Annotated in this window: 18 protein-coding genes and 1 pseudogene; 9 read left to right on the top strand and 10 right to left on the bottom strand. The window is 50.5% G+C overall.

The window, feature by feature from the left end; translation table 11 throughout:
- Nucleotides 1-154 precede the first annotated feature (154 nt).
- The 3 genes from OK023_RS04115 to speD all read left to right on the top strand — a co-directional run bounded on the left by OK023_RS04115 (nt 155) and on the right by speD (nt 2,443).
- Complete coding sequence (locus tag OK023_RS04115; RefSeq protein ID WP_317697475.1) at nt 155-502, top strand: YacC family pilotin-like protein; 348 nt, start codon at nt 155-157, stop codon at nt 500-502.
- Nucleotides 503-700: 198 nt separating this feature from the next.
- Nucleotides 701-1,561, top strand: a complete 861-nt coding sequence (speE, locus tag OK023_RS04110) for a polyamine aminopropyltransferase (RefSeq protein ID WP_317695086.1) — start codon at nt 701-703, stop codon at nt 1,559-1,561.
- 87 nt (nt 1,562-1,648) lie between these two features.
- A complete protein-coding gene (gene speD / locus OK023_RS04105; RefSeq protein WP_317695084.1) occupies nt 1,649-2,443 on the top strand; it encodes an adenosylmethionine decarboxylase in 795 nt (264 codons plus the stop codon).
- A gap of 250 nt (nt 2,444-2,693) precedes the next feature.
- On the opposite strand, the gene yacL is transcribed toward speD, so the two are convergent.
- From yacL to pdhR, 6 genes are all read right to left on the bottom strand, one after another.
- Nucleotides 2,694-3,056, bottom strand: a complete 363-nt coding sequence (yacL, locus tag OK023_RS04100) for a protein YacL (RefSeq protein ID WP_317695082.1) — start codon at nt 3,054-3,056, stop codon at nt 2,694-2,696.
- A 214-nt stretch (nt 3,057-3,270) separates the two neighbouring features.
- On the bottom strand, nt 3,271-5,868 hold the full coding sequence (gene acnB, locus OK023_RS04095) for a bifunctional aconitate hydratase 2/2-methylisocitrate dehydratase (protein ID WP_317695080.1): 2,598 nt from the start codon (nt 5,866-5,868) through the stop codon (nt 3,271-3,273).
- 618 nt (nt 5,869-6,486) lie between these two features.
- Nucleotides 6,487-7,911: a dihydrolipoyl dehydrogenase gene (gene lpdA / locus OK023_RS04090; protein WP_317695078.1), complete on the bottom strand. Its 1,425-nt coding sequence runs from the start codon at nt 7,909-7,911 to the stop codon at nt 6,487-6,489.
- A 235-nt stretch (nt 7,912-8,146) separates the two neighbouring features.
- On the bottom strand, nt 8,147-10,024 hold the full coding sequence (gene aceF / locus OK023_RS04085; RefSeq protein ID WP_317695075.1) for a pyruvate dehydrogenase complex dihydrolipoyllysine-residue acetyltransferase: 1,878 nt from the start codon (nt 10,022-10,024) through the stop codon (nt 8,147-8,149).
- Nucleotides 10,025-10,037: 13 nt separating this feature from the next.
- Entirely contained in the window at nt 10,038-12,701 is a 2,664-nt protein-coding gene (aceE, locus tag OK023_RS04080) for a pyruvate dehydrogenase (acetyl-transferring), homodimeric type (RefSeq protein ID WP_317695072.1), read from the bottom strand.
- Between the two features lie 170 nt (nt 12,702-12,871).
- Nucleotides 12,872-13,636 (bottom strand): pyruvate dehydrogenase complex transcriptional repressor PdhR, encoded by a 765-nt coding sequence (gene pdhR, locus OK023_RS04075; RefSeq protein WP_317695070.1) that lies wholly within the window; start codon nt 13,634-13,636, stop codon nt 12,872-12,874.
- 480 nt (nt 13,637-14,116) lie between these two features.
- Between pdhR and OK023_RS04070 the strand changes: the two genes are divergently transcribed.
- On the top strand, nt 14,117-15,493 hold the full coding sequence (locus OK023_RS04070) for an amino acid permease (RefSeq protein WP_317695068.1): 1,377 nt from the start codon (nt 14,117-14,119) through the stop codon (nt 15,491-15,493).
- A 187-nt stretch (nt 15,494-15,680) separates the two neighbouring features.
- Here OK023_RS04070 and OK023_RS04065 read toward each other — a convergent pair.
- The 3 genes and pseudogenes from OK023_RS04065 to OK023_RS04055 all read right to left on the bottom strand — a co-directional run bounded on the left by OK023_RS04065 (nt 15,681) and on the right by OK023_RS04055 (nt 20,258).
- Nucleotides 15,681-16,921, bottom strand: a pseudogene (locus OK023_RS04065) (cytochrome c).
- On the bottom strand, nt 16,918-17,472 hold the full coding sequence (locus OK023_RS04060) for a (2Fe-2S)-binding protein (RefSeq protein ID WP_317695066.1): 555 nt from the start codon (nt 17,470-17,472) through the stop codon (nt 16,918-16,920). The pseudogene OK023_RS04065 and the gene OK023_RS04060 overlap by 4 nt, the downstream one beginning before the upstream one ends.
- Nucleotides 17,469-20,258, bottom strand: a complete 2,790-nt coding sequence (locus OK023_RS04055; RefSeq protein WP_317695064.1) for a xanthine dehydrogenase family protein molybdopterin-binding subunit — start codon at nt 20,256-20,258, stop codon at nt 17,469-17,471. The genes OK023_RS04060 and OK023_RS04055 overlap by 4 nt, the downstream gene beginning before the upstream one ends.
- A 256-nt stretch (nt 20,259-20,514) precedes the next feature.
- Between OK023_RS04055 and OK023_RS04050 the strand changes: the two genes are divergently transcribed.
- On the top strand, nt 20,515-21,084 hold the full coding sequence (locus tag OK023_RS04050; RefSeq protein WP_317695062.1) for a nucleotidyltransferase family protein: 570 nt from the start codon (nt 20,515-20,517) through the stop codon (nt 21,082-21,084).
- Nucleotides 21,085-21,092: 8 nt separating this feature from the next.
- Nucleotides 21,093-22,076: an XdhC family protein gene (locus OK023_RS04045; RefSeq protein ID WP_317695060.1), complete on the top strand. Its 984-nt coding sequence runs from the start codon at nt 21,093-21,095 to the stop codon at nt 22,074-22,076.
- A 36-nt stretch (nt 22,077-22,112) separates the two neighbouring features.
- Here OK023_RS04045 and fumA read toward each other — a convergent pair whose 3' ends face one another.
- Nucleotides 22,113-23,759: a class I fumarate hydratase FumA gene (gene fumA, locus OK023_RS04040; protein WP_317695058.1), complete on the bottom strand. Its 1,647-nt coding sequence runs from the start codon at nt 23,757-23,759 to the stop codon at nt 22,113-22,115.
- Nucleotides 23,760-24,209: 450 nt separating this feature from the next.
- Here fumA and OK023_RS04035 point away from each other — a divergent pair, with 450 nt between their 5' ends.
- The 3 genes from OK023_RS04035 (at nt 24,210) to rsmE (ending at nt 26,341) form a co-directional block, all read left to right on the top strand.
- Nucleotides 24,210-24,722 (top strand): SprT family zinc-dependent metalloprotease, encoded by a 513-nt coding sequence (locus OK023_RS04035; protein WP_317695056.1) that lies wholly within the window; start codon nt 24,210-24,212, stop codon nt 24,720-24,722.
- 120 nt (nt 24,723-24,842) lie between these two features.
- Entirely contained in the window at nt 24,843-25,541 is a 699-nt protein-coding gene (gene endA / locus OK023_RS04030; protein ID WP_317695054.1) for a deoxyribonuclease I, read from the top strand.
- 68 nt (nt 25,542-25,609) lie between these two features.
- On the top strand, nt 25,610-26,341 hold the full coding sequence (gene rsmE, locus OK023_RS04025; RefSeq protein WP_317695052.1) for a 16S rRNA (uracil(1498)-N(3))-methyltransferase: 732 nt from the start codon (nt 25,610-25,612) through the stop codon (nt 26,339-26,341).
- Nucleotides 26,342-26,349: the final 8 nt, after the last annotated feature.

The following is a 26,349-nucleotide window of genomic DNA, read 5'->3' as shown; positions in this document are numbered from 1 at the left end:
TGCTGACTCCCTCTCAGTGAGCGATAGTTTAATATAAGCAGCCTAATCCCTTACCTAAGGGGAAGGTCAAGCATTAACCCACACATAATAAAATTTGGTGTATTTACAAACAAATGTGGTAACGTCTGCAGATATTTAACGGGTCTATTTTATGATGAAAAAAACAACGTTGTTAATGCTACTGCTGACTATGCTGGGTTTTTCCAATACCAGCCTAGCCCTAAACGATTTAGAAGCGGAAGAGCTGGCCGATCTGACCGCAGTTTTTGTTTATCTAAAAAATGAGTGTGGCTACAAAGATTTGCCTAATGCGCAAATCAAACGCGCCATCGTATATTTCGCCCAACAGAACCGCTGGGATCTGAGTAACTATAATAACTTCAACATGAAGGCTCTGGGTGAAGACAGTTATCGCGATCTCAGCGGCATTGCAATTCCTACCTCCAATAAATGCAAATATTTGGCGCGTGACTCCCTAAACCTGCTTGCCTACGCTAATTGAGATCGCCAGTGTCGTTTCACATTCAATCAATTAGCAGCGCCTACTCTCCTACTTTTTTTCGTTGACTCTCTCACTGTAAAATCAGCAGAGTCAGCCGCTTTCGTCGAGGCCTTGTGCGAATAATACTGTCACTTCCGGCAGACAGGGCTTACGACGTTTCGCCATTTCTCATTGGCTGTTATACGGAGTAACACGCATATGACGCAGAAAGACATTTGGTATGAAACACTGCATAGCCATTTTGGCCAGTACTTCTCTGTTGAAAATGTCCTTTATCGCGAAAAGACAGAGCATCAGGATCTAATGATCTTCGAGAATCCGGTATTGGGCCGTGTGATGGCACTTGACGGTGTAGTACAAACCACCGAGCGCGATGAGTTTATATACCATGAAATGATGACCCACGTTCCTTTGTTGGCACACGGAAAAGCCAAAAAGGTACTGATCATTGGTGGCGGCGACGGTGGTATGCTCCGAGAAGTGAGCCAGCATAAGGGGGTTGAGCAAATCACCATGGTGGAAATCGATGCGGGTGTAGTGACGTTTTGCCGGCAGTATCTTCCCAACCACAATGCCGGTTCTTATGACGATCCACGTTTCGCACTGATCATCGATGATGGCGTCAACTTCGTTAATCAGACCAATGAAAAATTTGATGTGATTATTTCCGATTGTACCGACCCGATTGGCCCTGGCGAAAGCCTATTTACTTCAGCTTTCTATGAAGGTTGCGCACACTGTCTCAATGAAGGGGGCATCTTTGTGGCACAGAACGGCGTCTGTTTCCTGCAACAGGATGAAGCCGTCAACAGCCATACCAGACTAAGCCCATACTTTAATGACGTCAGCTTCTATCAGGCAGCGGTTCCAACCTACTACGGTGGCATTATGACGTTTGCTTGGGCAAGCCAGAATCCAGGGTTACGCCAGCTTGATATCACTACTTTGCAACAACGTTTCAATCAAAGTGACTTAATCTGCCGCTACTACAACCCGGCAATTCACACTGGCAGTTTTGCACTGCCTCAGTATTTACTCGACGCTCTATACTCGAAATAATTCGAATGACGCGATGGCTCAGCCAACACGTATGTAATTTGAAGTATGAACGTTTCACGCGAAGCGAGACAAAGGAGGTGAATCTAATTGCATAAGCTCAAACTGCACGGCTTCAATAACCTGACCAAAAGCCTGAGTTTTTGTATTTACGATATTTGTTACGCCAAAACCGCAGACGATCGCGACGGCTATATCGCCTACATTGACGAACAATACAATGCCAACCGCCTGACCGAGATCCTCAGTGAAACCTGTGCGATCATTGGCGCTAATATTCTTAATATTGCACGCCAGGACTACGATCCGCAGGGGGCAAGCGTCACCATTCTGGTGAGTGAAGAGCCTGTAGATCCTCAATATGTGGATACCTCGGAACACCCTGGCCCACTCCCCAAGACAGTAGTTGCACATCTGGATAAAAGCCACATCTGCGTGCATACCTACCCGGAAAGCCACCCAGGAGGCGGCCTATGTACCTTCAGGGCAGATATTGAAGTATCTACCTGTGGGGTGATTTCACCGCTGAAGGCGTTAAACTATCTGATCCATCAACTGGAATCAGACATCGTCACCATGGATTATCGCGTACGCGGTTTTACCCGCGACGTGAACGGGGTGAAGCATTACATCGATCATGAGATCAATTCGATTCAGAACTTTATGTCTGAGGATATGAAGGCGCTATATCACATGGTGGATGTAAACGTATACCAAGAGAATATTTTCCACACCAAGATGCTACTGAAGGACTTTGATCTGAAGCATTACCTGTTCAATGCCAAGCCAGAAGAACTCACTGCGGCAGAACGGCAAAGGATCACCGACCTATTGTGGAAAGAGATGCAGGAAATCTACTACGGGCGAAATATTCCACATCTGTAATATTACCTACTGGGCAACTTAAGTTGCCCAGTTCTAGGCAGAAGCAGATCACTGGGTAAATTTGCAAGTTGTTGTGACACGCAGCCTAAATAGGTGTTCTTAATACCGCGACACATTACGCTTCTGGCAGGTGGGAATGATGAGGAACACCGACACGCCGTTACTCCCTCACTGGGGGTTCGTATCGCGTATCCCTGCGCTCAACGGTAGGCTAACCCGCATCACTCACACCTGTTGCACTATAAGCTATTTAGTAGTTAAGCATAAAAGAACGATAAGCCTTCAGCACCGCGAGGAAGTCTTCTACTCCACAGAAAGAGAGACTTTCCTCGTCGTAATAATTCATCCCCTCTTCCATTTCGTCACCCTCAAACGACAGTTGATTAGCCCGAATCATCACTTCTTCACCATCCATCAGCAAGGTGTATTCGTGACCTTCCAGTTGCCACTGGCGTTCGCTGCCTTTGACCTCTGCGGCTCCTGCCTCAACACGATCCAGCAAATTAAAATCACATTTAAGTTCTTCGTTGATCCAATGGCCAATCGCCTCATGCCCCATCGAAAATTTGACCACCACTTGTCCGGTGACGTCACGCAAAAATTCGTAATCCATCGCATGCCCTCCTGAGCCGTTTTTATTAGTTTAAGCCTTAATTCACGACTATCTCAGTGAAAGCTCGCAAAGTTAGTCATTATATCCGAGCAAACCGAAGTCATTTGAATGACAACCCGTTAACTCTGCAATATAGCGCTCAGCTTCCCTGCTTGAATACAATACAAAAAAGGGAGCCCATAGGCTCCCGTAGTAATGACAATTCTGTGCTGAATTACACCGCAGTCTGGAAAATCACACCATCAGCCTTTTCGGTGTACTGACTCAGTTGGTCAAAGTTCAGGTAGCGGTAAGTATCCGTTGCCGTCTTGTCTACCTGTGCCATGTAAGTCTGGTATTCATCCGGCGTTGGCAAACGTCCCAACAGGGAGGCCACTGCGGCCAGTTCTGCAGAGGCCAGATAAACATTAGCCCCGTTACCCAGACGATTAGGGAAGTTACGCGTAGAGGTGGAAACCACCGTCGCGCCGTCAGCCACACGAGCCTGGTTACCCATGCACAGTGAACAACCTGGGATCTCGATACGCGCGCCACTCTTGCCGAAGATGCTGTAATAGCCCTCTTCGGTTAACTGAGCCGCATCCATCTTGGTAGGCGGTGCCACCCACAGACGAGTTGGTAATTGGCCTTTATGTTGATCCAACAGCTTGCCTGCGGCGCGGAAGTGACCAATGTTGGTCATGCAGGAACCGATAAATACTTCATCGATCTTGCTGTTAGCCACATCGGATAACAGACGTGCGTCATCTGGATCATTCGGTGCGCACAGAATTGGCTGCTTGATATCAGCCAGATCGATTTCGATCACCGCTGCATATTCCGCATCGGCGTCACCTTCCAACAGTTGTGGGTCGGCCAGCCATTTCTCCATTCCCTGAATGCGGCGTTCCAACGTGCGGCGATCGCCATAGCCTTCAGCGATCATCCACTTCAGTAGCACAATGTTAGAGTTCAGGTACTCTTCGATAGGCGCTTTATCAAGCTTGATGGTGCAACCAGCAGCTGAACGCTCGGCAGATGCATCCGCCAGTTCGAATGCTTGTTCAACCTTCAGCTCAGGCAGGCCTTCAATCTCCAGAATACGGCCGGAGAAGATGTTTTTCTTACCTTTCTTCTCAACGGTCAACAGCCCCTGTTGGATCGCGTAGTAAGGGATAGCGTGTACCAAGTCGCGCAGGGTGATACCCGGCTGCATTTTACCTTTAAAACGCACCAGCACCGATTCAGGCATGTCCAGTGGCATAACGCCAGTTGCCGCAGCAAAAGCTACCAGGCCCGAACCCGCTGGGAAGGAAATGCCGATGGGGAAGCGAGTATGGGAGTCGCCCCCTGTACCCACAGTGTCTGGTAGCAGCATACGGTTCAACCAGGAGTGGATAATTCCGTCCCCTGGCCGCAACGAAACACCACCACGATTCATAATAAAGTCAGGCAAGGTGTGGTGAGTGGTCACATCAACCGGCTTAGGATAGGCTGCAGTATGGCAAAACGACTGCATCACCAGATCGGCAGAAAAGCCGAGGCAGGCCAGATCTTTCAACTCGTCACGTGTCATCGGGCCAGTGGTATCCTGTGAACCGACGGAAGTCATCTTCGGCTCACAATATTCACCTGGGCGAACACCAGCAACGCCACAGGCACGGCCAACCATTTTCTGCGCCAGCGAGAAGCCTTTGTTGCTAGCCGCTACCGGCTTGGCAATGCGGAATACATCACTGTGCGGCAGATCGAGCGCTTCACGCGCCTTGGTCGTCAGGCCACGGCCAATGATCAGTGGAATACGGCCTCCCGCACGCACCTCATCCAACAGCACGTCGGTTTTCAGCTCGAAATTAGCCAACAATTCACCGGTGGCATGATTACGCACCTCACCTTTGTACGGGAAGATGTCAATCACGTCACCCATGTTCAGTTTGGAGACGTCAACTTCGATAGGCAAAGCACCCGCATCTTCCATGGTATTGAAGAAGATAGGTGCGATCTTACCGCCCAAAACCACACCACCAGCACGCTTGTTCGGTACGTAAGGGATGTCGTCCCCCATAAACCACAGCACCGAGTTAGTGGCAGATTTGCGCGAGGAGCCGGTACCAACAACGTCACCCACATAGGCCAGTGGGAAACCTTTCTTATTCAGTTGTTCAATTTGTTTGATCGGACCAACGGTACCCGGCTGATCGGGGGTAATGCCTTCACGCTCGTTTTTCAGCATTGCCAAGGCGTGCAATGGGATATCTGGACGAGACCAGGCATCCTGTGCTGGAGAAAGATCATCGGTATTGGTTTCACCGGTGACTTTAAATACGGTAACGGTGATCTTTTCAGCCAACTCTGGGCGAGAAAGATACCACTCGGCATCAGCCCAGGATTGCAGGATCTGCTTGGCGTAAGGGTTACCCGCTTTGGCTTTCTCTTCTACGTCATAGAAGTTGTCGAACATCAGCAGCGTATGGGAGAGCGCCTTAGCGGCTATCGGGGCCAGCCGGTCGTTATCCAGCCCATCAATCAGGGGATGAATGTTATAACCACCCTGCATAGTGCCGAGCAGTTCAATGGCTTTTTCAGGGGTTATCAGGGGGGAAGTGGCCTCGCCTTTGGCGATAGCTGCCAGAAAACCTGCTTTCACATAGGCGGCTTCGTCGACACCTGGGGGTACACGGTTAATCAGCAGGTCTAATAGGAATTCTTCTTCGCCTTTTGGCGGATTCTTTAATGATTCAACCAGCGCTGCCATTTGTGTCGCATCTAATGGCTTAGGGACAATGCCCTCTGCAGCACGCTCGGCTACGTGCTTACGGTATTCTTCTAGCACGACGTTCTCCTCGCTCTCATTATCATTTATTGTGCCTGGCGCTGTATATTCAAACCGGGTTAATACCCTGTGAACCTCAAGTTGTAGTCAAGCAACCTAGTTCGTTCATCCCTTGGAGTTTAACTCCGTATGTCAAATGGGATAGACGAGTGCGGTCAGCAACGCTACGGCTTGAAATACGGTGGGTCGAGCGCACGGCGATATTCATGCCATTGGTCCTGACGGGGCACTGCTGTCGATATCCTGGCCTGTAAGGTACAGTGCCCGGTTCCGCCCAGCCAGCATATCAGGATTTAGATCGGTTGTTAATTCGTTCACATAAAAGCAACATTAAATCTTTGCTGAATCGTTGACCGTAGCGTAATCGGCTACAAAGCAGAGTGCATAGGTAGGAGAGCATTACCGGTCATCGGCATATTCAACCAAATGAGCAAAACATAACATCCCTTCTTTTACAATGGTTATTGAGTGCGACAGGATAAATTTATAAGTAATGAGTAACGAAAAAGCCCCTTTATTTGAGGCTAGGAGTTAGGCGGTGTTTCCTAAATAAACGGAGAGCTAAAAAAAACGGCCCCTTTATCAGGAGCCGCTTATCAAACGTTCAAACCGCAGGAGTTACTTCTTTTTAGCTTTCGGATTTGGCAAATCAGTAATGCTACCTTCGTAGATTTCTGCTGCCAAGCCGACGGATTCATGCAACGTTGGGTGAGCATGGATAGTCAACGCGATATCTTCTGCGTCACATCCCATCTCGATAGCCAGGCCGATTTCACCCAGCAATTCCCCGCCGTTGGTACCGACAATGGCGCCACCGATGATACGATGCGTTTCTTTGTCGAAAATCAGCTTGGTCATGCCGTCCGCACAGTCGGAAGCGATAGCTCGGCCAGAAGCTGCCCACGGGAAAGTGGACGTTTCGTAGCTGATGCCTTTCTCTTTAGCTTCTTTCTCGGTCAACCCTACCCATGCCACTTCTGGTTCAGTGTAAGCAATCGATGGGATCACTTTCGGATCGAAGTAGTGTTTCATTCCGGCAATCACTTCAGCAGCAACGTGGCCTTCATGGACACCTTTATGTGCCAGCATCGGTTGACCAACAATGTCACCAATCGCGAAGATATGTGGCACATTGGTGCGCAACTGTTTATCGACATGGATAAAACCACGCTCGTCGACCTCAACACCCGCTTTACCGGCATCCAGCAATTTACCATTCGGCACACGGCCAATCGCCACCAGCACCGCGTCGTAACGTTGTGGTTCTGCTGGCGTTTTTTTGCCTTCCATCGTCACGTAAATACCATCTGCTCTGGCTTCTACCGCCGTGACTTTGGTTTCCAACATCAGATTGAAATGCTTACTGATACGTTTGGTGAAAACTTTGATTACATCTTTGTCAGCCGCTGGGATGACCTGATCGGCCATTTCAACCACGTCGATCTTAGAACCCAGTGCATGGTATACGGTGCCCATTTCCAGACCAATGATACCGCCGCCCATGACCAGCATGCGCTCTGGAACAGTTTTTAGTGCCAGTGCATCAGTAGAGTCCCACACGCGGGGATCTTCATGAGGAATAAAAGGCAGTTGGATTGGGCGGGAACCTGCAGCGATGATAGCATTGTCGAAATTGATAGTGGTTGCGCCACCCTCGCCTTCAACTACCATGGTATTAGTACCGGTGAATTTACCTAGGCCATTGACTACTTTGACTTTACGGCCTTTAGCCATACCGGCCAGACCACCGGTCAACTGATTGATAACTTTTTCTTTCCAGATACGCACTTTATCGATGTCGGTTTTCGGCTCACCGAAAACGATGCCGTGTTCAGCCAGCGCTTTAGCTTCTTCGATCACTTTAGCAACGTGCAACAGTGCTTTTGACGGGATACAACCCACGTTCAGACAAACGCCACCCAGAGTGGAATAGCGCTCTACCAGAACGGTTTCAAGACCTAAGTCAGCACAACGAAAAGCAGCAGAGTAACCTGCCGGGCCAGCCCCAATTACCACGACCTGAGTTTTTATTTCAGTACTCATCATGACCTCTTAATTGTTTGTCCGGCGGGTCAGACGTCATTTTTATTACTAATCAATCTTATAACGTCCTTCATCCACCGGGACGCATACACCGCGAGCAGTTTACAGAATTGTTAATAGCCTGCAAAGCATGTTCAGGTGACCTATGTCGCAACAATCCTGTCGAGCTATGCAACAACCCGACAAAACCGGTAGTAGGGATAGGTAGGGGCGCAACAAAAGCGCCCCCACACAGTTACATTACCAGACGACGGATGTCAGCCAGCATATTGTTGATAATGGTGATAAAGCGCGCACCATCAGCACCATCAATCACACGGTGATCAAATGAAAGCGACATTGGCATCATCAGACGCGGCGTGAACTCTTTGCCGTTCCACACCGGCTCCATAGACGACTTGGAGACGCCCAGAATGGCCACTTCAGGCGCGTTAACAATCGGAGCAAAGTGGGTTGTCCCGATACCACCCAGGCTAGAAATGGTGAAGCATCCCCCCTGCATTTCGCCTGCGGTCAGCTTGCCGTCACGCGCTTTTTTGGAGATAGCCATCAGCTCACGAGAAAGTTCAACGATGCCTTTCTTGTTCACATCTTTGAATACGGGAACGACCAGACCATTTGGCGTATCTACCGCAACACCGATGTTGATGTATTTTTTCAGCGTCAGCTTCTGGCCATCTTCGGACAGAGAACTGTTGAAACGTGGCATCTGCTCCAGAGCGGCTGCAACGGCTTTCATGATGAACACCACAGGGGTGAACTTCACATCCAGCTTACGTTTTTCGGCTTCTGTGTTCTGCTGCTTACGGAACGCTTCCAGATCGGTGATATCTGTTTTATCGAAGTGAGTCACGTGTGGGATCATCACCCAGTTACGGCTCAGGTTGGCACCAGAAATTTTCTGGATGCGCCCCAATTCAACTTCTTCGATCTCACCAAACTTGCTGAAGTCGACTTTCGGCCACGGCAACATGCCCGGCAGACCACCGCCGGTAGCCGCAGCAGGAGCCGCTTCTGCACGTTTAACCGCGTCTTTAACGTAAGCCTGAACGTCTTCGCGCAGGATACGGCCTTTACGACCGGTTCCTTTCACTTTTGCCAGGTTTACGCCGAACTCACGAGCCAAACGGCGGATCACCGGCGTCGCATGAATGTAAGCATCGTTCTCAGCAAACTCACTTTTAACTGCAGTTGCAGCTGGCGCGGCGGGAGGCGCTTCCTGCTTGGCCGCAGCCGGTGCAGACTCTGCTTTTTGGGCAGGTGCCGCGGCAGGAGCTGCCCCTTCAACTTCGAATACCATAATCAGAGAACCGGTTTTTACTTTATCACCGGTACTGATTTTGATTTCTTTCACGGTGCCCGCAAACGGCGCTGGCACTTCCATGGACGCCTTATCACCTTCCACGGTGATCAGTGACTGTTCAGCGGCAACTTTATCGCCCACTTTCACCATCACTTCGGTCACTTCAACTTCGTCGCCACCAATGTCCGGTACTTCAACATTTTTTGCCGCGCTGGCTGCAGGAGCAACCGCTACCGGCATTGCCGCAGCAACAGGTGCAGTAGGCGCTGCACCGGCTACGCCGAACACCATGATCAGTGAGCCGGTTTTCACCTTGTCACCGGTGGTGATTTTGATCTCTTTTACGATACCAGCGAACGGCGCAGGCACTTCCATGGAAGCTTTGTCTCCTTCCACGGTGATCAGAGACTGCTCAGCAGAAACGGTATCCCCTACTTTCACCAGGATCTCGGTCACTTCAACTTCGTCAGCCCCGATATCTGGTACCGCAACGTCTTTGGCCGCACTGGCCACTGCCGCTACAGGAGCAGCCGCAGGTTTTTCTTCTGCTTTAACGGCAGATGCAGTTGCTGCTGCACCTTCTGCCTCAAAAATCATGATCAGTTTGCCTGTCTCGGTTTTATCACCGACAGAAACTTTGATCTCTTTCACCACACCTGCCTGTGGGGAAGGAACTTCCATAGAAGCCTTGTCACCTTCTACGGTGATCAGCGATTGTTCAGCCGCAACCTTGTCGCCAACCTTGACCAGGATCTCGGTGATTTCAACTTCGTCTGCACCAATGTCCGGTACTTTGATTTCGATAGCCATTGTTCTTTACCTCTTATGCCAGACGCGGGTTGACTTTATCTGCATCGATATTGAATTTAGTAATAGCATCAGCCACTACTTTTTTATCGATTTCGCCACGTTTGGCCAATTCACCCAGAGCAGCAACCACCACGTAGGAAGCATCTACTTCGAAGTGGTGGCGCAGATTCTCACGGCTGTCGGAACGGCCAAAACCGTCGGTGCCAAGAACACGATAGTCACTGGCCGGGATGAAGCTACGGATCTGCTCAGCGAACAGCTTCATGTAGTCGGTAGAGGCTACGGCTGGCGCATCGCTCAACACTTGAGCAACATAAGGTACGCGCGGTTGTTCGGTAGGGTGCAGCATATTCCAGCGTTCGCAATCCTGGCCATCACGCGCCAGTTCAGTGAACGACGTTACGCTGTAGACATCCGAACCCACGCCGTAATCTTTGGCCAAAATCTGCGCTGCTTCACGCACATGGCGCAAGATCGCACCGGAGCCCAGTAACTGCACTTTACCTTTGCTACCTTCCAGAGTTTCCAGCTTGTAGATACCCTTACGGATCCCCTCTTCTGCCCCCTTCGGCATCGCTGGCATGTGGTAGTTTTCGTTCAGCGTAGTCAGGTAGTAGTAGACGTTTTCTTGCGCGTCACCATACATACGAACCAGACCGTCGTGCATGATCACGGCGACTTCATACGCGTAAGCGGGATCGTAAGAGATACAGTTAGGAATGGTCAGGGACTGAATATGGCTATGCCCATCTTCGTGCTGCAGACCTTCACCGTTCAGGGTAGTACGGCCAGAAGTTCCGCCGATCAGGAAGCCACGAGCCTGTTGGTCACCCGCTAACCAGCACAAGTCACCGATACGCTGGAACCCGAACATCGAGTAGTAGATATAGAACGGGATCATTGGCAGATCGTTGGTGCTGTAGGAAGTCGCTGCAGCCAGCCATGAAGATGCTGCCCCCAGTTCGTTGATACCTTCCTGCAGGATCTGTCCTTTCTCGTCTTCTTTATAGTACGCCACCTGCTCACGGTCCTGCGGGGTGTACTGTTGGCCGTTCGGGCTATAAATACCGATCTGACGGAACAGACCTTCCATCCCGAAGGTACGTGCTTCGTCGGCAATGATTGGCACCAGGCGATCTTTGATCGAAGGGTTCTTCAGCATCACGTTCAAGGCACGCACGAAGGCGATCGTGGTAGAGATTTCTTTGTTCTGCTCTTCCAACAGGGAACTGAAGTCTTCCAGAGCTGGCAACGCCAACTTCTCGGTAAACGCAGGCAAACGGGTTGGTAAATAACCGTTCAGTGCCTGGCGGCGCTCGTGCAGATACTTGTATTCCTCAGAATTTTTATCAAAGGTAATGAACGGCAGTTTTTCGATATCAGCATCAGCAACTGGCACGTTGAAACGATCGCGGAAGTGGCGAACACCTTCCATGTTCATTTTCTTCACCTGATGAGCGATATTTTTACCTTCCGCCGTTTCACCCATACCGTAACCTTTGATGGTGTGGGCCAGGATCACAGTCGCTTTGCCTTTGGTTTCCTGCGCTTTTTTCAATGCTGCGTAGATTTTCTTCGGATCGTGACCGCCACGGTTCAGTGACCAGATCTCGTCGTCGGTCATGTCTTTCACTAACGCTGCGGTTTCGGGGTAGCGGCCAAAGAAGTGCTCACGCACGTAGGCACCATCTTTAGACTTGAAGGTCTGATAGTCGCCGTCCAAGGTCTCACCCATCAGCTGGATCAGTTTACCGCTGGTGTCTTTACGCAGTAGTTCATCCCAACGCCCGCCCCAGATCACTTTCAACACCTGCCAGCCAGCACCCGCAAAGATACCTTCAAGCTCGTTGATGATCTTGCCATTACCGGTAACCGGGCCATCAAGGCGCTGCAGGTTACAGTTGATAACGAACACCAGGTTATCCAGCTTCTCACGGGTTGCGATGGTGATCGCCCCTTTGGATTCTGGCTCGTCCATTTCACCGTCACCCAGGAAAGCATAAACGGTCTGACCCGAGGTGTCTTTCAGGCCACGGTGCTCTAGATATTTCAGGAATTTAGCCTGATAAATAGCACTGATTGGCCCCAATCCCATAGAAACGGTCGGGAACTGCCAGAATTCCGGCATTAATTTAGGATGTGGGTAGGAAGACAGCCCCTTACCATGAACTTCCTGACGGAAGTTATTCATTTGTTCTTCGGTCAGGCGTCCTTCAAGGAACGCACGTGCATAGACGCCTGGAGAGATATGCCCCTGGAAGTAAACCAGATCGCCGCCATCTTTCTCATTGCGTGCACGGAAAAAGTGGTTAAAGCAGACTTCATAGAAGGTTGCGGAAGACTGGAAGGAAGCCATGTGCCCACCCAGATCCAGATCTTTCTGCGATGCTCGCAGGACGGTCATCACAGCGTTCCAGCGGATAGCTGAACGGATGCGGCCTTCGAGATCCAGATTACCTGGATATGCCGGTTCGTCTTCTACCGCAATGGTGTTGACGTAATGATTAGCCCCTACACCTGCCGCAACGCTAACGCCCCCTTTACGGGCTTCCCCCAGTACCTGTTCAATCAGAAACTGAGCGCGCTCAACACCCTCTTCACGGATGACCGATTCGATCGCCTGCAGCCAGTCGCGGGTTTCGATCGGATCCACGTCATTGTTTAAACGTTCTGACATGGTGGTATTCCTTATCTGTCTAATGGTTTGTTTGGAGCCTGTCTTCCCGTGTTCTGAAACAAAACACACAAAGACAGGCTCATCAGTTTAGTTGCAGCTGAATCGAGTACTTAACCAAGCACCCACAAGCTTTATCTCGACAGGCTGGTGTGCCCTGAAGAGAACCACTCTTAATCTTTGCGTTGCTGAAGACGCCGTAGCGATCTCTCGCGCCGGGTCTGTTCTCTGCTGAGATCCAGCAAAACTTCCTCGATAAACGCCAAATGGCGGTGCGAGGCTTCACGAGCCTTTTCAGGTTCGCGTGCCACTATCGCCTCAAAAATCCTGGCGCGATGGCTGCTCACTGTTGCCAACATCTCACGGCGCGAGTAGAGCAATTCAAAGTTTTGACGAACGTTCTGTTCCATCATCGGCCCCATACAGCGCAGCAGATGAAGTAATACAACGTTATGAGCAGCTTCGGTTACCGCGATTTGGTAGTTCATAACCGCATCAGCTTCAGCATCAAGATCGCCACTATCCTGGGCCTGTTGGATCACATGGTGACAATCACGGATGCGCATCAGATCTTCGTCAGTCCCCCGCAGTGCCGCATAATAGGCTGCAATTCCTTCAAGCGCATGACGGGTTTCAAGCAGGTCGAATTGTGATTCTGGATGATCGGCTAATAATTCGGCCAATGGGTCGCTAAAGCTCTGCCAGAGATGAGTTTGTACAAAGGTGCCACCACCCTGACGGCGCAGGAGTAACCCTTTACCTTCCAAGCGTTGGATAGCCTCTCTCAGAGAAGGGCGGGAAACATCAAATTGTTTCGCCAGTTCGCGTTCTGGTGGCAGTTTTTCGCCAGGACGAAGCGTGCCCTCAAGGATCAGATGTTCAAGCTGCTGCTCAATGACATCTGACAACTTGGGTTGGCGGATTTTGCTGTAGGCCATGAGTGATTTCTTCTCTGCGAGTTGCGCGGAGTCAATTGGTAATACCAATTTAAAAAAAGTGACCGTAAAGTAACAAAGTATTCACCTGCTGTCCATATAGGGCTCAACCGAAATAATCTAACTCGCACATTTTAACACTTCACAGCACAACCTGCTGAAAACGGGTCACGTAGTGCTGCTGCCAGTGGCGCTTTAGCGTGTCCTCTCCGGGTTAGGATCATAGGGTCTGTTACAGGATGAGGGCGCGGCGGACAGACAGACAGACAGACAGACGGGGGCCCTGCACAAGTCTAGGCTAGGAGCGAATCTTAGGCACTCGTGCAATAAAGCAGGTGCAAACTTTCTTGCTTACCATTATTCTTTTGCAAACGGTAGTGCGTTTTAAAAATTCACAACCAGTAATCTGTAAAAAAATAATAACATGCAACGTAGTTTTTAATTTACACCAGCAGATATCCTGCACAACAGAGGGTTTTATTGATGGATGGTCAGCAAAATGGCGACCAGCTGAAACGCGGTCTGAAAAACCGCCATATTCAGCTCATCGCCTTAGGCGGTGCAATTGGTACCGGGTTATTCCTTGGTATCGCTCAAACGATAAAAATGGCAGGTCCATCAGTCATACTAGGTTATGCAATTGGGGGATTTATTGCCTTCCTGATCATGCGTCAGTTGGGTGAAATGGTGGTAGAAGAGCCAGTAGCAGGTTCTTTCAGCCACTTTGCCTATAAATATTGGGGAGACTTCGCTGGTTTCGCATCAGGCTGGAACTACTGGGTGCTGTATGTATTGGTAGCCATGGCAGAACTGACCGCTGTCGGTATCTATATTCAGTATTGGTGGCCCGATATTCCTACCTGGGTCTCCGCCGCGGTGTTCTTCTTGGTGATTAATGCTATCAACCTGTCGAACGTAAAGGTATATGGCGAAATGGAGTTCTGGTTTGCCATCATCAAAGTGGTCGCCATCATCGGTATGATCCTTTTTGGCGGTTATTTGCTCTTCAGCGGCATGGGGGGCCCGGAAGCCACCATCACTAACCTATGGGCACAGGGCGGATTCTTCCCTAACGGCTTCACTGGGCTGGTGATGGCATTAGCCGTGATCATGTTTTCTTTTGGCGGACTTGAACTGGTAGGTATTACCGCCGCAGAGGCAGATAACCCGGGGAAAAGCATCCCCAAAGCGACCAATCAGGTAATCTACCGTATCCTGATTTTCTACATCGGCTCGTTGGCTGTCCTACTATCACTCTACCCGTGGGGCAAAGTGGTTGAGGGCGGTAGCCCATTCGTCTTGATCTTTCATGCACTGAACAGCAATCTGGTTGCGACAGTGCTGAATATTGTGGTGCTGACGGCGGCACTCTCGGTGTACAACAGTTGTGTATATTGCAACAGCCGCATGCTATACGGCTTGGCAAAACAGGGAAATGGCCCTAAAGCTCTACTGAAAGTAGATGGTCGTGGTGTACCGATTATTGCTATCGGCTTCTCTGCTTTGGCAACAGCACTGTGCGTCTTGATTAACTATCTGATCCCTGGACGGGCTTTTGAGCTGCTGATGGCGCTGGTGGTTTCAGCACTGGTGATCAACTGGGCGATGATTAGCCTAGCACACTTGAAATTCCGCGCGGCTAAAAACCGCGAAGGCGTACAGACAAAATTCAGGGCATTCTGGTATCCGTTCAGTAACTATCTTTGCTTGGCCTTCCTAGCCGGCATATTGGTGATCATGTACCTAACACCGGGTATCCAGATTTCGGTTCTGTTGATCCCCGTATGGATTGTCGTTCTTGCTGTTGGTTACTTTATCAAGCTGCGTAGTCGACGCGTATTAAACACAACCAACCGTTAGTCCTCCTTTCTTACAGCGACAGGCCAGCAATACGCGCATGGCCTGTCGCTGTTCTGTTATCACCAATGTAATGGTTCACAAAATCAGGACACCTTCGTAGCCTTTTTCCACTGCTCTTCGTATTCACAGGGTTCCCCTCAAGGAGCCCTGACTGCTGGCAAAGCCAGATATTAGCAATACCCAACCATTACGGTGTCTTACGTAATGCCTTCACCTGCTCAGCGGTGATATCCGCTGGCAATCCCCCCAAGTCACACGTAGGTAATTCACCAGATCGGCTATTTGCGCATCATCAAGATGATCGGCAAAGCCAGGCATACTTTGCATGCTTTCGTTGCCAGGGAATTGTTGCGCCGGTAGGCCATCCAGTACCGAAACGATCAGATTCCTGCCATCTGGCTGACGCAAGGTGGCATTATCGCGCATCGCCACCGCTATATGTGGTTTACCTGCACCATCACGTTCATGGCAGCCCGCACACTGATCAAGATAAGTGATACGCCCAGCCTCGTTGCCCTGCCCGATTTCGACAGCAACCGCCTGCGGTGGCTTATCCCCCATCAAGTAGGTAACTAAAGCCCGATTATCTTTCGGCGTCAGATGACGTGTACTGAGGCCCACCACCGTGTGCATCTCGCTGAAAGCGGAGCCCTGTGGCGCTAGCCCAGTGCTGAGGAAACGGCTGAGATCTTCTGGTGTCCAGCCGCGTTCTGCCAACCCTTGTGGCGTAATATCCGGCGCGCTAAAACGCCCTAGATTGCCACCCTGCATAGGCTTAGTGAGATCCATCTGCCCCAACCTGCCACGCGGCGTATGGCATTCACCACAGTGCCCAAGCACATCAGCAACGTAACGGCCACGATACCAATCAGCAGAAGAACCCTGTGAACTTACAGGTAGCGGATCGTTATTACGGAACAACATGTTCCATCCGATCAGTGACATACGCTGATTAAACGGGAATGGCATTTCATTCTCAGGTATCGCAACGTCTACCGCCGGGCGGGACATCAGATAAGCGTAAATAGCATCCGAATCTTCACGCGACATTCCCTTGTAAGAAGTGTAAGGCATTGCCGGGTATAAATGACGCCCTCCTGGTGCAATTCCTTGAGTCAACGCCAGAAAGAAATCGTCTTTGCTCCAGCGACCAATGCCGTGATCCGCTGACGGCGTGAGATTACTGCCATAAATGATGCCGAATGGAGTTTCTAGCGGGTAACCGCCGGCCAATGGCGCTCCGTCAGAGGCGGTATGGCAAGCTGCACAATCGGCAGCCTGAGCCAAATAGCGCCCGCGGGCGATCTGTTCACTGCTAGCTGTCACTTGCTGGATCGGGCCGTTGTAGCTACGGTTTTCCCGCCACCACAACACAGCGAACACAATGACTGCTACCAATACAATAAACTGTAAGAAAGGTTTTTTCATTGAGCCGTCTCCTTGAGCAAGCCCGGCGTTTTCAATACCACGTCACGCACCGCTTCATAGTAACGAACATAACCGGTACAGCGGCAAATATGGTTATCCAGCGCCTGCTCAATCGCTTCTTCCAACTGCTCACGTGGGATCGGCTCGCGCTTGAGCTTCTCAACAAACACGGTAGCCGCATTGACAAATCCCGGTGTGCAATAGCCACACTGGAAGCTGAAATGATCAAGGAACGACTGCTGGAGTGGTGAAAGCTCAACCACTTCGCCCTTATTATCCACTACCGCATGGCCTTCGATGGTACGCACTTGCTTGCCATTGAAAAAATGTGCGCCTGTAATACAGGTACGGATCTCTTCGCTGGTTCCGCTAGGATGGTCAAGAATAGCCACGCAGGCATGGCAAATCCCTTGTCCGCAACCGAGACGTGAACCGGTCAGATCGAGATATTCATGCAGAAAGTCGATCATCATCAGCCCTTCAGGTACTTCTATAGGGCCATGTTGCTTGCCATTAATAGTCAGACTTAGGGGACGGGTTTTAATGCTCATGGTAATACCTCAAGAATATTCTCAGCACGGACAGGCAAATCACGGAAACGATGGCCGGTAGCATGGGCAATAGCGTTAACCAACGCGGCTACCACAGGGATCATCACTACTTCAGCCATTCCTTTTGGCGGATCGGTTTCCGACAACGCGGGCAGAATCTCGCCGGTCTGCTTCCAGACCGCAACATCGCTGGCACGCGGTAAGTGGTAACGGTTGAAGTTCCAGGTTCCGTTACCCGGCCCGTCTTCGTACAGCGGTAAGTACTCATGCAATGCATGGCCAATCCCCATCGCTAAACCACCTTGCAACTGACCCGAAACCAACTCTGGTACGATCAGATTGCCACACTCCATGATCGAATGGTGATTCAATAGCTCAACCTTGCCAGTGGCAGTATGCACCGCCACTTCAACCAGCGTGCCAGCTGCGCTGTAGTAGGTCACTTCAGCGTTGTTACGCTGGGTTGGCGGGTAAAAAACCCGCTCGCGTGCCAGCGTTTTGAACTCACCGCTGCCATTGCGCACCGACAACCCGTCAATAGGTAAGCGTTCGCTTTGATTACTGAGCATGAACTCCGCTTCAGCCCACTGCCAACGGTTGAACACGTGCACTACTGCACCGGTGAGGCCCCCCATCTGGTAGGCTTTTTTCGCTAACATATCCAACGGCAATACCTGCATACCTGCCGCCGTCAAGCCCCCTTCTACCCAACGAGCCTCCTCTTTGCGCACCACTAGTGGGGCCGCCTGCCCGCCGCCTATACCGGATTGCCAGATAGCCAGCGCGGCTGGCCACACCCCGTGCTCGAACACCAATCGTGCGGCTTCACGCGTACTGTGCGAGAAATAGTAAGCCGAGTTACTGGCACTGGAAGGTGAACAGTAACTTGGCGTCCAATTGGGGTTAGTTTGCAGTTCATCCTGTTCTTCCTGCGACATCAGGTAAGGATCGCCACTGGTTACCATCGGTAACAGCGACCAATCAGTAACCGAAAAATGGGATTCATCTGCCGGTTTGCCCAACCATTGTGCGCACAAAACCGATTGTGACGTCGACATGCCAGTCCCCATCTCGGCACCACTATGATGCAGGGTAATATGCCCATCCTCACTCAGTTCTACCCGGGCAAAAGAGGTTTCAGCACCGGTACCAAAATCTTTTTGTACGCAACCAAAGCCAACACCATAGCGTTTCCCCGGATTTTGGCGTTCAAACTCCACCTTGCGTTCTGCGCGTTTGAGCCACATGTCGTGTTGTGCCGCTTTCACCAACACTTCATCGGCACGAATCGCTCCTGCGGGGATCGCCCCTTGCGTATTTTTCATGCCGGACTTGAGCACATTGCGCAGGCGCAGTTCTATCGGATCGAGCTTCAACTCTTCCGCAAGTTCATCGATCATCATTTCGGTAGCAGCCATACTTTGCAGGGTACCGTAACCACGCGCAGAGCCTGCATCAATAGCACGAGAAGCCAGTCCAACTGCGGAAAGATCGCTTTTTGGGAAATAGTAAATAGACTGGGCTGCCGTCGCTGCTACCATCACCACTGAAGGCGTAAAATTACTACGCCCACCACCGTCTGCCGTCATTGCCCCTTGAAACGCTTGTAACATCCCCGTCTGTTTGTTTACTGCGATGCAGTAGTCCATATCAAAAGCGTGGCGTTTGATAGATGTCTGGAATTGTTCGAAACGATCATTGGCAAGCCGCACTGGTAACCCGTCACCGTATAACGCAGCAACGGCACCGTAATATGGGAAGTTATAGTGATCTTTTGAGCCATAGCCAACGGTAAAACAAGGGTGGAGGATCAGCTGTTTTACCGGCAAATAGTGTTTAGCCAACATTGGCGGCATTTGCTCTGCCAATTCTTGCGGAGACTGGGTCGGTACCACCAAATGCAGAGTTTGGGTAACCGTGTCAAACCAGCCATTGGCATTATCTGGTTCCAAGGCTGCCGTATCACTTGATTGGGTGGTGTAACGGCGTGATAACACCAGCCAATCTTCTGGAGGCGTTTGGAGCTGTTCGGCGATCATACCAGCATAAAACATCCCTTCCTGATCCAATTTTCCGCCTTGACGTCCCTCTGGCCATACCGGCAGATGTCGTCTCATCGCCAATGGAAAGATCGGGCTATCCTTCAGGCTTGAAAAGCGATCGTCGTCTGAAGGTTTTTCCCCCCCGACGCGCACAAAACGGAAACTACCCCATGGATCGCGTTCTAATGGACCCGTTTCACGACCATATTTGATCACTTCGTCATGGAATTTGAGTTTGTCTTTCGCAAAGCGGAAACGGGCAAAATCATGATAAATCAGGATCGCCACAGCATGGCCAAGATAAGCCGGCGTTTTACCGGTTGGCAACAACATATCGTCGCCGTAAAACTCCGGAAAAGCCAGACCATCACGGTCCAGGTCTTCCGCCATCACTAAGCGATCTGGCTGGAGATCGTCACCAAGCAGGGAAAGATCGATACCAGTAAATAAACGATCTGCTTTCGTCGCTCGGAGGATAAAGGCATGTGCCTGCTTTTGTGGCCAATGTGGCATATCAACAGCACGGATGTCACGGGCAAACACTTTTTGCCCCATTACCTTGGCTCGACCATCAATACGGTATCGGATGCGTTTAGCATGCGCATCCCAATTTGGCGATTGCAGGATCTTATTCTCAAACAGCGCGGCGTAGGCACGGCTATAGAGTGGTGCGAGGTAAACAGACACCCCCGCAATCACGGCACTTTTGATAAAACGTCGCCGTGGCGAGTTGAAATTGCTCATTAAATGTCCTTGCTTTTTCATATACCATTAACGTTAAGTTCACGAGCAATCACGCCGTAACTCAAAAGAAAAGGTAAGTTGTTTTTTTCAGCAGTTTTGTTGCGCAAACGCGGCTAATCATGCTTGAGAGACTATAATCATATGCTTTTAACCTAAATTAGTTGAGTGTTAACATAGTATTTTCAAAAAAATACGCATAAAAAACACTTCCACACCGTTACGAAATTTACATTTTGCGTAAATGCGGGTAGCAAAGATGATGATAGGTATCGTGATTGTCGCTGCCGGGCGAAGTGAGCGTTTTATCAAGGCGGGGGGTAAAGGGAACAAACTCAATGCCATATTTAAAGGCAAAACAGTTTTTGAGCATACTCTATCTCAAGCCTTAGCCTCAGGATTAGCAGTGACGGTTGTCACACGACCAGAAAATCTCATGGTACAACGGGTTTGTTCACAGCATCAGGTTCAGGTGACCTTGTTAGCCAGTAACGGTCTCGGAGAGTCTATTTCTGCTGGCGTTTGCGCAACGGCAGATTGGGATGGTTGGCTGATCCATCTGGCAGATATGCCTTTCGTATCACCACAAATCTTTCTACAGGTCGCCGATGCCCTGCATCAGTACCCTATTGTGCGGCCGAGCTTCGAGCAACAACCCGGCCATCCGGTAGGCTTTTCGGCAGAATTTCGCAAACAGCTGTGTACCTTGCGCGGAGACAATGGCGCACGAGAACTGCTCAAACAGCGGCAGATTCACCTATTACACATTGTGGAGCAAAGCATCGTTCAGGATATCGACCTACCATCACAGTTAGCGAACAGCGAGTAAATTAATTCATGCAACACCTTGATATATCGGTAGTCAGACAAGCGATAAACTGGCTAGAACAACAGCAGGCAGTGTGGCTGTGTACCGTGCTGGACACCTACGGTTCATCTCCCCGCTCCCCGGGAGCACTGATGGTGGCAACCATCGACGGAAAGTATTGTGGTTCACTCTCTGGTGGCTGCGTGGAGGAGGATTTTCTGCGCCGTCTTGCCAAGGGTGACTATCAGGCAGCTAGCCAGGTCATCCGGTACGGCGCTGGTGGGCTGACTCCCGATGTTGCACTCCCCTGTGACGGCGTGTTGGATGTGCTGATAGAACACCTCCCCGTTGGGGATCACAGCACCAATTACATGCGTACTCTTGAAAGAGCGCTGACTGGGCACCATGCGCTGATCAAGCGTTTGACCTTACCCAATGCCTGTAACAATTTGACTACCGCTCACTTCGCCAGTACCACTCAGGTGATACGTGACCAGCAGGAAATCGTCTTGCATATCGCCGCAGCACCCAGGCTACTGGTTGCCGGGCTTTCTAGCGTTGCTCTATTTTGTGCCGATTTTGCCAACGCCCTTGGCTTCGAGGTGCTGGTCTGCGAAAACCGCCCAGAAGCGTTGGATAACTTTGCCAACCAGCTCAAACCCAACATCACTTTGGTGCGTCAGTTTCCGGCTAAATTCATTGAAGAAGATGGTTGCCACGCCAACACTGCGGTTGTCGCGCTAACCCACGATCCCCGTATGGATGATTTAACATTGATGGAGGCTATCTACACGCCAGCGTTTTACATTGGTGCAATGGGATCACAACGGAACAGCGAGCGCCGCCTTCAACGATTGCAACAGATTGCAGAATTCACTTCTCAGGATCTCGCGCGAATACATGCCCCCATCGGGCTAGCGCTCGGCAGTAAAACTCCAGCAGAGATTGCACTAGCCGTAATGGCCGATATTGTGCAACACAAAAATCAGAACCGAGAAGAACATCACGCATAAATTAGGCCGCCCGAATCGGACGGCCACTATTCAGTGTTACTTCACACAGCGTGTGCATTGTGATTGCTGGATCTTCTGGAAGAAGTCATTGCCTTTGTCATCCACCAGAATGAACGCAGGGAAATCTTCCACTTCAATTTTCCAAATCGCTTCCATACCCAATTCAGGATATTCCACACACTCCAGGCTCTTAATGCTTTGCTGTGCCAGCACCGCCGCCGGACCACCGATACTGCCCAAGTAGAAACCACCATGTTTGTGGCAAGCATCCGTTACCTGCTGACTGCGGTTACCCTTGGCCAGCATGATCATACTGCCACCGTGCGACTGCAACAAATCGACATAAGAGTCCATACGCCCTGCCGTGGTCGGCCCAAGGGAACCCGAAGCATAACCTTCAGGCGTTTTAGCTGGACCAGCGTAATAGATTGGATGGTCTTTCACGTATTGCGGTAAACCTTCGCCACGCTCCAGCCGCTCTTTCAACTTGGCGTGCGCAATATCACGCCCAACTATAATGGTGCCACTCAGGGAAAGTCGGGTTGAAACCGGGTATTGTGACAGTTGCTTTAAGATCTCTGACATCGGGCGGTTAAGATCCACCTTAACCGCCTCGCCTTCCCCAGCCTGACGCAGCTCCTGCGGAATATATTTACCAGGATTATGTTCCAGTTTTTCCAACCAGATGCCTTCGCGGTTGATCTTGCCTTTGATGTTACGATCGGCAGAACAGGAAACTCCCATGCCTACCGGGCAGGATGCACCATGGCGAGGTAAACGCACCACTCGAACATCATGCGCAAAGTATTTACCTCCAAACTGTGCACCCAGCCCCAGGTTCTGAGCCTCTTTCAGCAACTCTTGCTCCAATACCACATCGCGGAACGCCTGACCATGCTCGTTACCTTCGGTCGGCAGACCATCATAGTATTTGGTTGAAGCCAGCTTCACTGTTTTCAGGGTAGCCTCTGCAGAAGTCCCTCCGATAACAAAAGCAATATGGTACGGTGGGCAAGCGGCCGTCCCCAGAGTACGCATCTTGTCGACCAGGTAGTCTTTTAATTTACCCGGTGACAGCAGCGCTTTAGTCTCTTGATAAAGATAGGTTTTGTTGGCTGAACCCCCGCCTTTGGCAATACACAGGAATTTATACTCTTCACCATCAACGCTATACAGGTCGATCTGTGCAGGCAGGTTACTACCGGTGTTCACCTCTTTGTACATATCCAGCGCGGCGTTTTGCGAGTAGCGCAGGTTGTCTTCAATAAAGGTGTTGTACACGCCGCGAGACAGCGCTTCCTCGTCGCCACCACCGGTCCAGACACGCTGCCCCTTCTTGCCAACAATGATCGCAGTGCCAGTATCCTGGCAGGTTGGCAAAATACCCTTGGCGGCGATTTCTGAGTTACGCAAAAATTGCAGCGCAACGTACTTGTCGTTCTCGCTGGCTTCTGGATCGGCGAGAATATCAGCCACCTGCTGCTGGTGTGCGGGACGCAGCATAAATGAGGCGTCGTGAAAAGCATGCTGGGCGAGAAGGGTGAGGGCTTGCGGATCAACTTTGAGGATTTCCTGGCCTGCAAATTCGCTGACGGAAACATGGTCACGGCTTAGCAGGTAGTATTCAGTCTCATCTTTCTTCAGCGGGAACGGATCTTGATAATGGAACGGTTTATTCGACATTGATCTCTCACTTGCAACATCAGCTGCGTTAAATTCACACTTACTTAGCGTGCTCGGGGTACGCTGCGTCAAAAAAACTTCACACACCTTACGTACTTTCAAGTAACCGGTTATTGCGCTAAATCGCAAAATAACTGCATTTTATATAGAGACTTAACTCAGATGGCGTTTTTCTGGCCTCGCCCGTTAAAAACTGTGCTTTGGGCTCGTCTTGCACGGCTTATACTATAAATAATTCGAGTTGCATGTAGACGGCAAGCCTGTAACCAGGATAAAAGGCAAAACCAACGTACAGACAACCTGAAGTCTGACAGGTATATTATCCCGCAGTTAACACATTGATTACAATCCAGGTGACTCGACCGAGTTATCATTGTGGGAAAATAACCGCTCCGGTGGTGGGTTAATTTTCTTTTGCCAGCCGTTGCGCCGTTGCTTAAGCTAATGCCCATGAATAAAGTACGAATCCCCATAGCACTGCAACAGGCAGTAATGCGCTGCCTACGAGCCAAACTCTATTTGGCGCAACAACACTTTGCCCTCGAATTTCCAGAGCCAAAGATCGTCTACCAGCAACGCGGCACCAGCGCGGGCACGGCTTGGCTGCAAGCCTGGGAGATCCGCCTCAACCCGGTATTATTGATAGAGAATCAACAGCCGTTCATCGACGAGGTTGTACCACATGAGCTGGCTCACCTACTGGTATTCCGCCAGTTTGGTCGTGTGCCACCCCATGGCAACGAATGGCGCTGGATGATGGAGCACGTACTGCAAGTTTCAGCCAGCCGTACACATCAGTTTGAAATCAGCTCTGTACAGAGCAAAACCTTCCCTTATCGTTGTGCCTGCCAACAACATCACCTGACCGTGCGCCGCCATAACCGGGTACTGCGCGGCGAAAGTGAATACCGCTGCCGTCAATGTGGCGAAAAGTTGCATTTCCTCGCCAACGGAAACGACTAACCAAAAAGTTTCCTACTTCGCCCTGCGCTGCAACCGCCTGTAATAAAAATATTTTGATATTTGATACTGCCAGTAACTTCCACTACCCTGCGTGCTTTGCCAATTTCGAGTTTTTGGAATATGCATCGCAAAATTTTGTTAATTGCACTACTGACAGCCACTAACAGCGCTTTAGCGCAAGGCATCAATAATTTCTCACAGGCTAAGGCCGCTGCCGCCAAAATTAATCAGGATGCACCTGGCAGCTTTTACTGCGGCTGCAAGATCAACTGGCAGGGAAAAAAAGGGATACCTGACCTCAACAGCTGCGGTTATCAGGTACGCAAAAATGCCCAACGTGCCGCGCGTATTGAATGGGAGCATGTGGTCCCTGCCTGGCAGTTCGGTCATCAGCTACAGTGCTGGCAAGATGGCGGACGTAAGAACTGCAACAAAGATCCATTTTATCGGCAAATAGAAACCGATTTACACAACTTGCAACCTGCCATCGGCGAAGTAAACGGCGATCGCAATAACTTTATGTACAGCCAATGGCGTGGTGGGGAAGGCCAGTATGGACAATGCCCGATGAAAGTGGATTTCAAGAATAAGCAAGCTGAGCCCCCCGTTCAAGCACGAGGGACTATCGCCAGAACCTACTTCTACATACGCGATCGCTACCAGTTGAAGCTTTCACGCCAGCAAACACAGCTATTTGACGCCTGGGATCGACAGTATCCCGTCAGTAACTGGGAATGCCAACGAGAAGCACGCATCGCCGTGGTTCAAGGGAATCACAACCCTTATGTTCAACAAGCTTGTCAGCAGCGAAAGGGCTGACCTACTATGAATATTTAGCGCTGCCCACAGGCAGTACCGTCCCATCAAGCCAGGATTTGACAAACATTATGCGTATACCCCGCATTTACCATCCGGCCCCTTTAGATGCCAGTGCAGAAATCGCATTGAGCGAGGATGCAGCCAATCATGTTGGCCGAGTGCTTCGAATGAACGCCGGGCAGGCATTGCAACTGTTCGACGGCAGCAATCAGATCTTTGAGGCCGAAATCATTCAAGTGGATAAAAAAAGCGTGCACGTTCGCGTCGGCACCGGGCAATGGGAAGATCGCGAATCACCGCTCAATTTACATCTTGGTCAAGTGATCTCACGGGGCGAAAAGATGGAGTTTACCATCCAGAAATCCATTGAGTTGGGTGTTAATATCATCACCCCGCTGTTTTCAGAACGCTGTGGTGTCTCTCTTACCGGCGAACGGTTAGCGAAAAAATTACAGCAGTGGCAAAAAATAGCCATCGCTGCCTGTGAGCAATGTGGCCGCAACCGTATCCCGGAAATTCGCGAAGCAATGCCATTGGCAAGCTGGTGCGCAGAGCTGGACGACAGCCTGAAGTTGAACCTGCATCCGCGAGCTGAGCAAAGTATTAATACGTTACCGTTGCCCGTAAAACACGTGCGTTTACTGATCGGGCCAGAGGGAGGATTATCTGCCGATGAAATTGCGATGACCACAGGTTATGGATTTACTGATATCCTGTTAGGGCCACGCGTTTTGCGTACAGAAACCACCGCACTCACCGCAATTACCGCCCTGCAGGTACGTTTCGGCGATCTAGGCTAAGAACCAGT

The organism is Serratia sp. UGAL515B_01 (assembly GCF_033095805.1).
Lineage (GTDB): Bacteria > Pseudomonadota > Gammaproteobacteria > Enterobacterales > Enterobacteriaceae > Chania.
The sequence above is the reverse complement of the archived record's forward strand: the minus strand, read 5'-3'. Positions and strand labels throughout refer to the sequence as shown.

What these genes read in the sequence shown, in the direction of transcription:
- rsmE (WP_317695052.1), top strand. Translation starts at nt 25,610, where the DNA reads ATGCGTATACCCCGCATTTACCATCCGGCCCCTTTAGATGCCAGTGCA.
- yacL (WP_317695082.1), bottom strand. Translation starts at nt 3,056, where the DNA reads ATGGATTACGAATTTTTGCGTGACGTCACCGGACAAGTGGTGGTCAAA.
- aceE (WP_317695072.1), bottom strand. Translation starts at nt 12,701, where the DNA reads ATGTCAGAACGTTTAAACAATGACGTGGATCCGATCGAAACCCGCGAC.
- OK023_RS04035 (WP_317695056.1), top strand. Translation starts at nt 24,210, where the DNA reads ATGAATAAAGTACGAATCCCCATAGCACTGCAACAGGCAGTAATGCGC.
- lpdA (WP_317695078.1), bottom strand. Translation starts at nt 7,911, where the DNA reads ATGAGTACTGAAATAAAAACTCAGGTCGTGGTAATTGGGGCTGGCCCG.
- OK023_RS04045 (WP_317695060.1), top strand. Translation starts at nt 21,093, where the DNA reads ATGCAACACCTTGATATATCGGTAGTCAGACAAGCGATAAACTGGCTA.
- aceF (WP_317695075.1), bottom strand. Translation starts at nt 10,024, where the DNA reads ATGGCTATCGAAATCAAAGTACCGGACATTGGTGCAGACGAAGTTGAA.
- OK023_RS04115 (WP_317697475.1), top strand. Translation starts at nt 155, where the DNA reads ATGAAAAAAACAACGTTGTTAATGCTACTGCTGACTATGCTGGGTTTT.
- endA (WP_317695054.1), top strand. Translation starts at nt 24,843, where the DNA reads ATGCATCGCAAAATTTTGTTAATTGCACTACTGACAGCCACTAACAGC.
- fumA (WP_317695058.1), bottom strand. Translation starts at nt 23,759, where the DNA reads ATGTCGAATAAACCGTTCCATTATCAAGATCCGTTCCCGCTGAAGAAA.
- OK023_RS04070 (WP_317695068.1), top strand. Translation starts at nt 14,117, where the DNA reads ATGGATGGTCAGCAAAATGGCGACCAGCTGAAACGCGGTCTGAAAAAC.
- OK023_RS04055 (WP_317695064.1), bottom strand. Translation starts at nt 20,258, where the DNA reads ATGAGCAATTTCAACTCGCCACGGCGACGTTTTATCAAAAGTGCCGTG.
- speE (WP_317695086.1), top strand. Translation starts at nt 701, where the DNA reads ATGACGCAGAAAGACATTTGGTATGAAACACTGCATAGCCATTTTGGC.
- pdhR (WP_317695070.1), bottom strand. Translation starts at nt 13,636, where the DNA reads ATGGCCTACAGCAAAATCCGCCAACCCAAGTTGTCAGATGTCATTGAG.
- OK023_RS04060 (WP_317695066.1), bottom strand. Translation starts at nt 17,472, where the DNA reads ATGAGCATTAAAACCCGTCCCCTAAGTCTGACTATTAATGGCAAGCAA.
- OK023_RS04050 (WP_317695062.1), top strand. Translation starts at nt 20,515, where the DNA reads ATGATGATAGGTATCGTGATTGTCGCTGCCGGGCGAAGTGAGCGTTTT.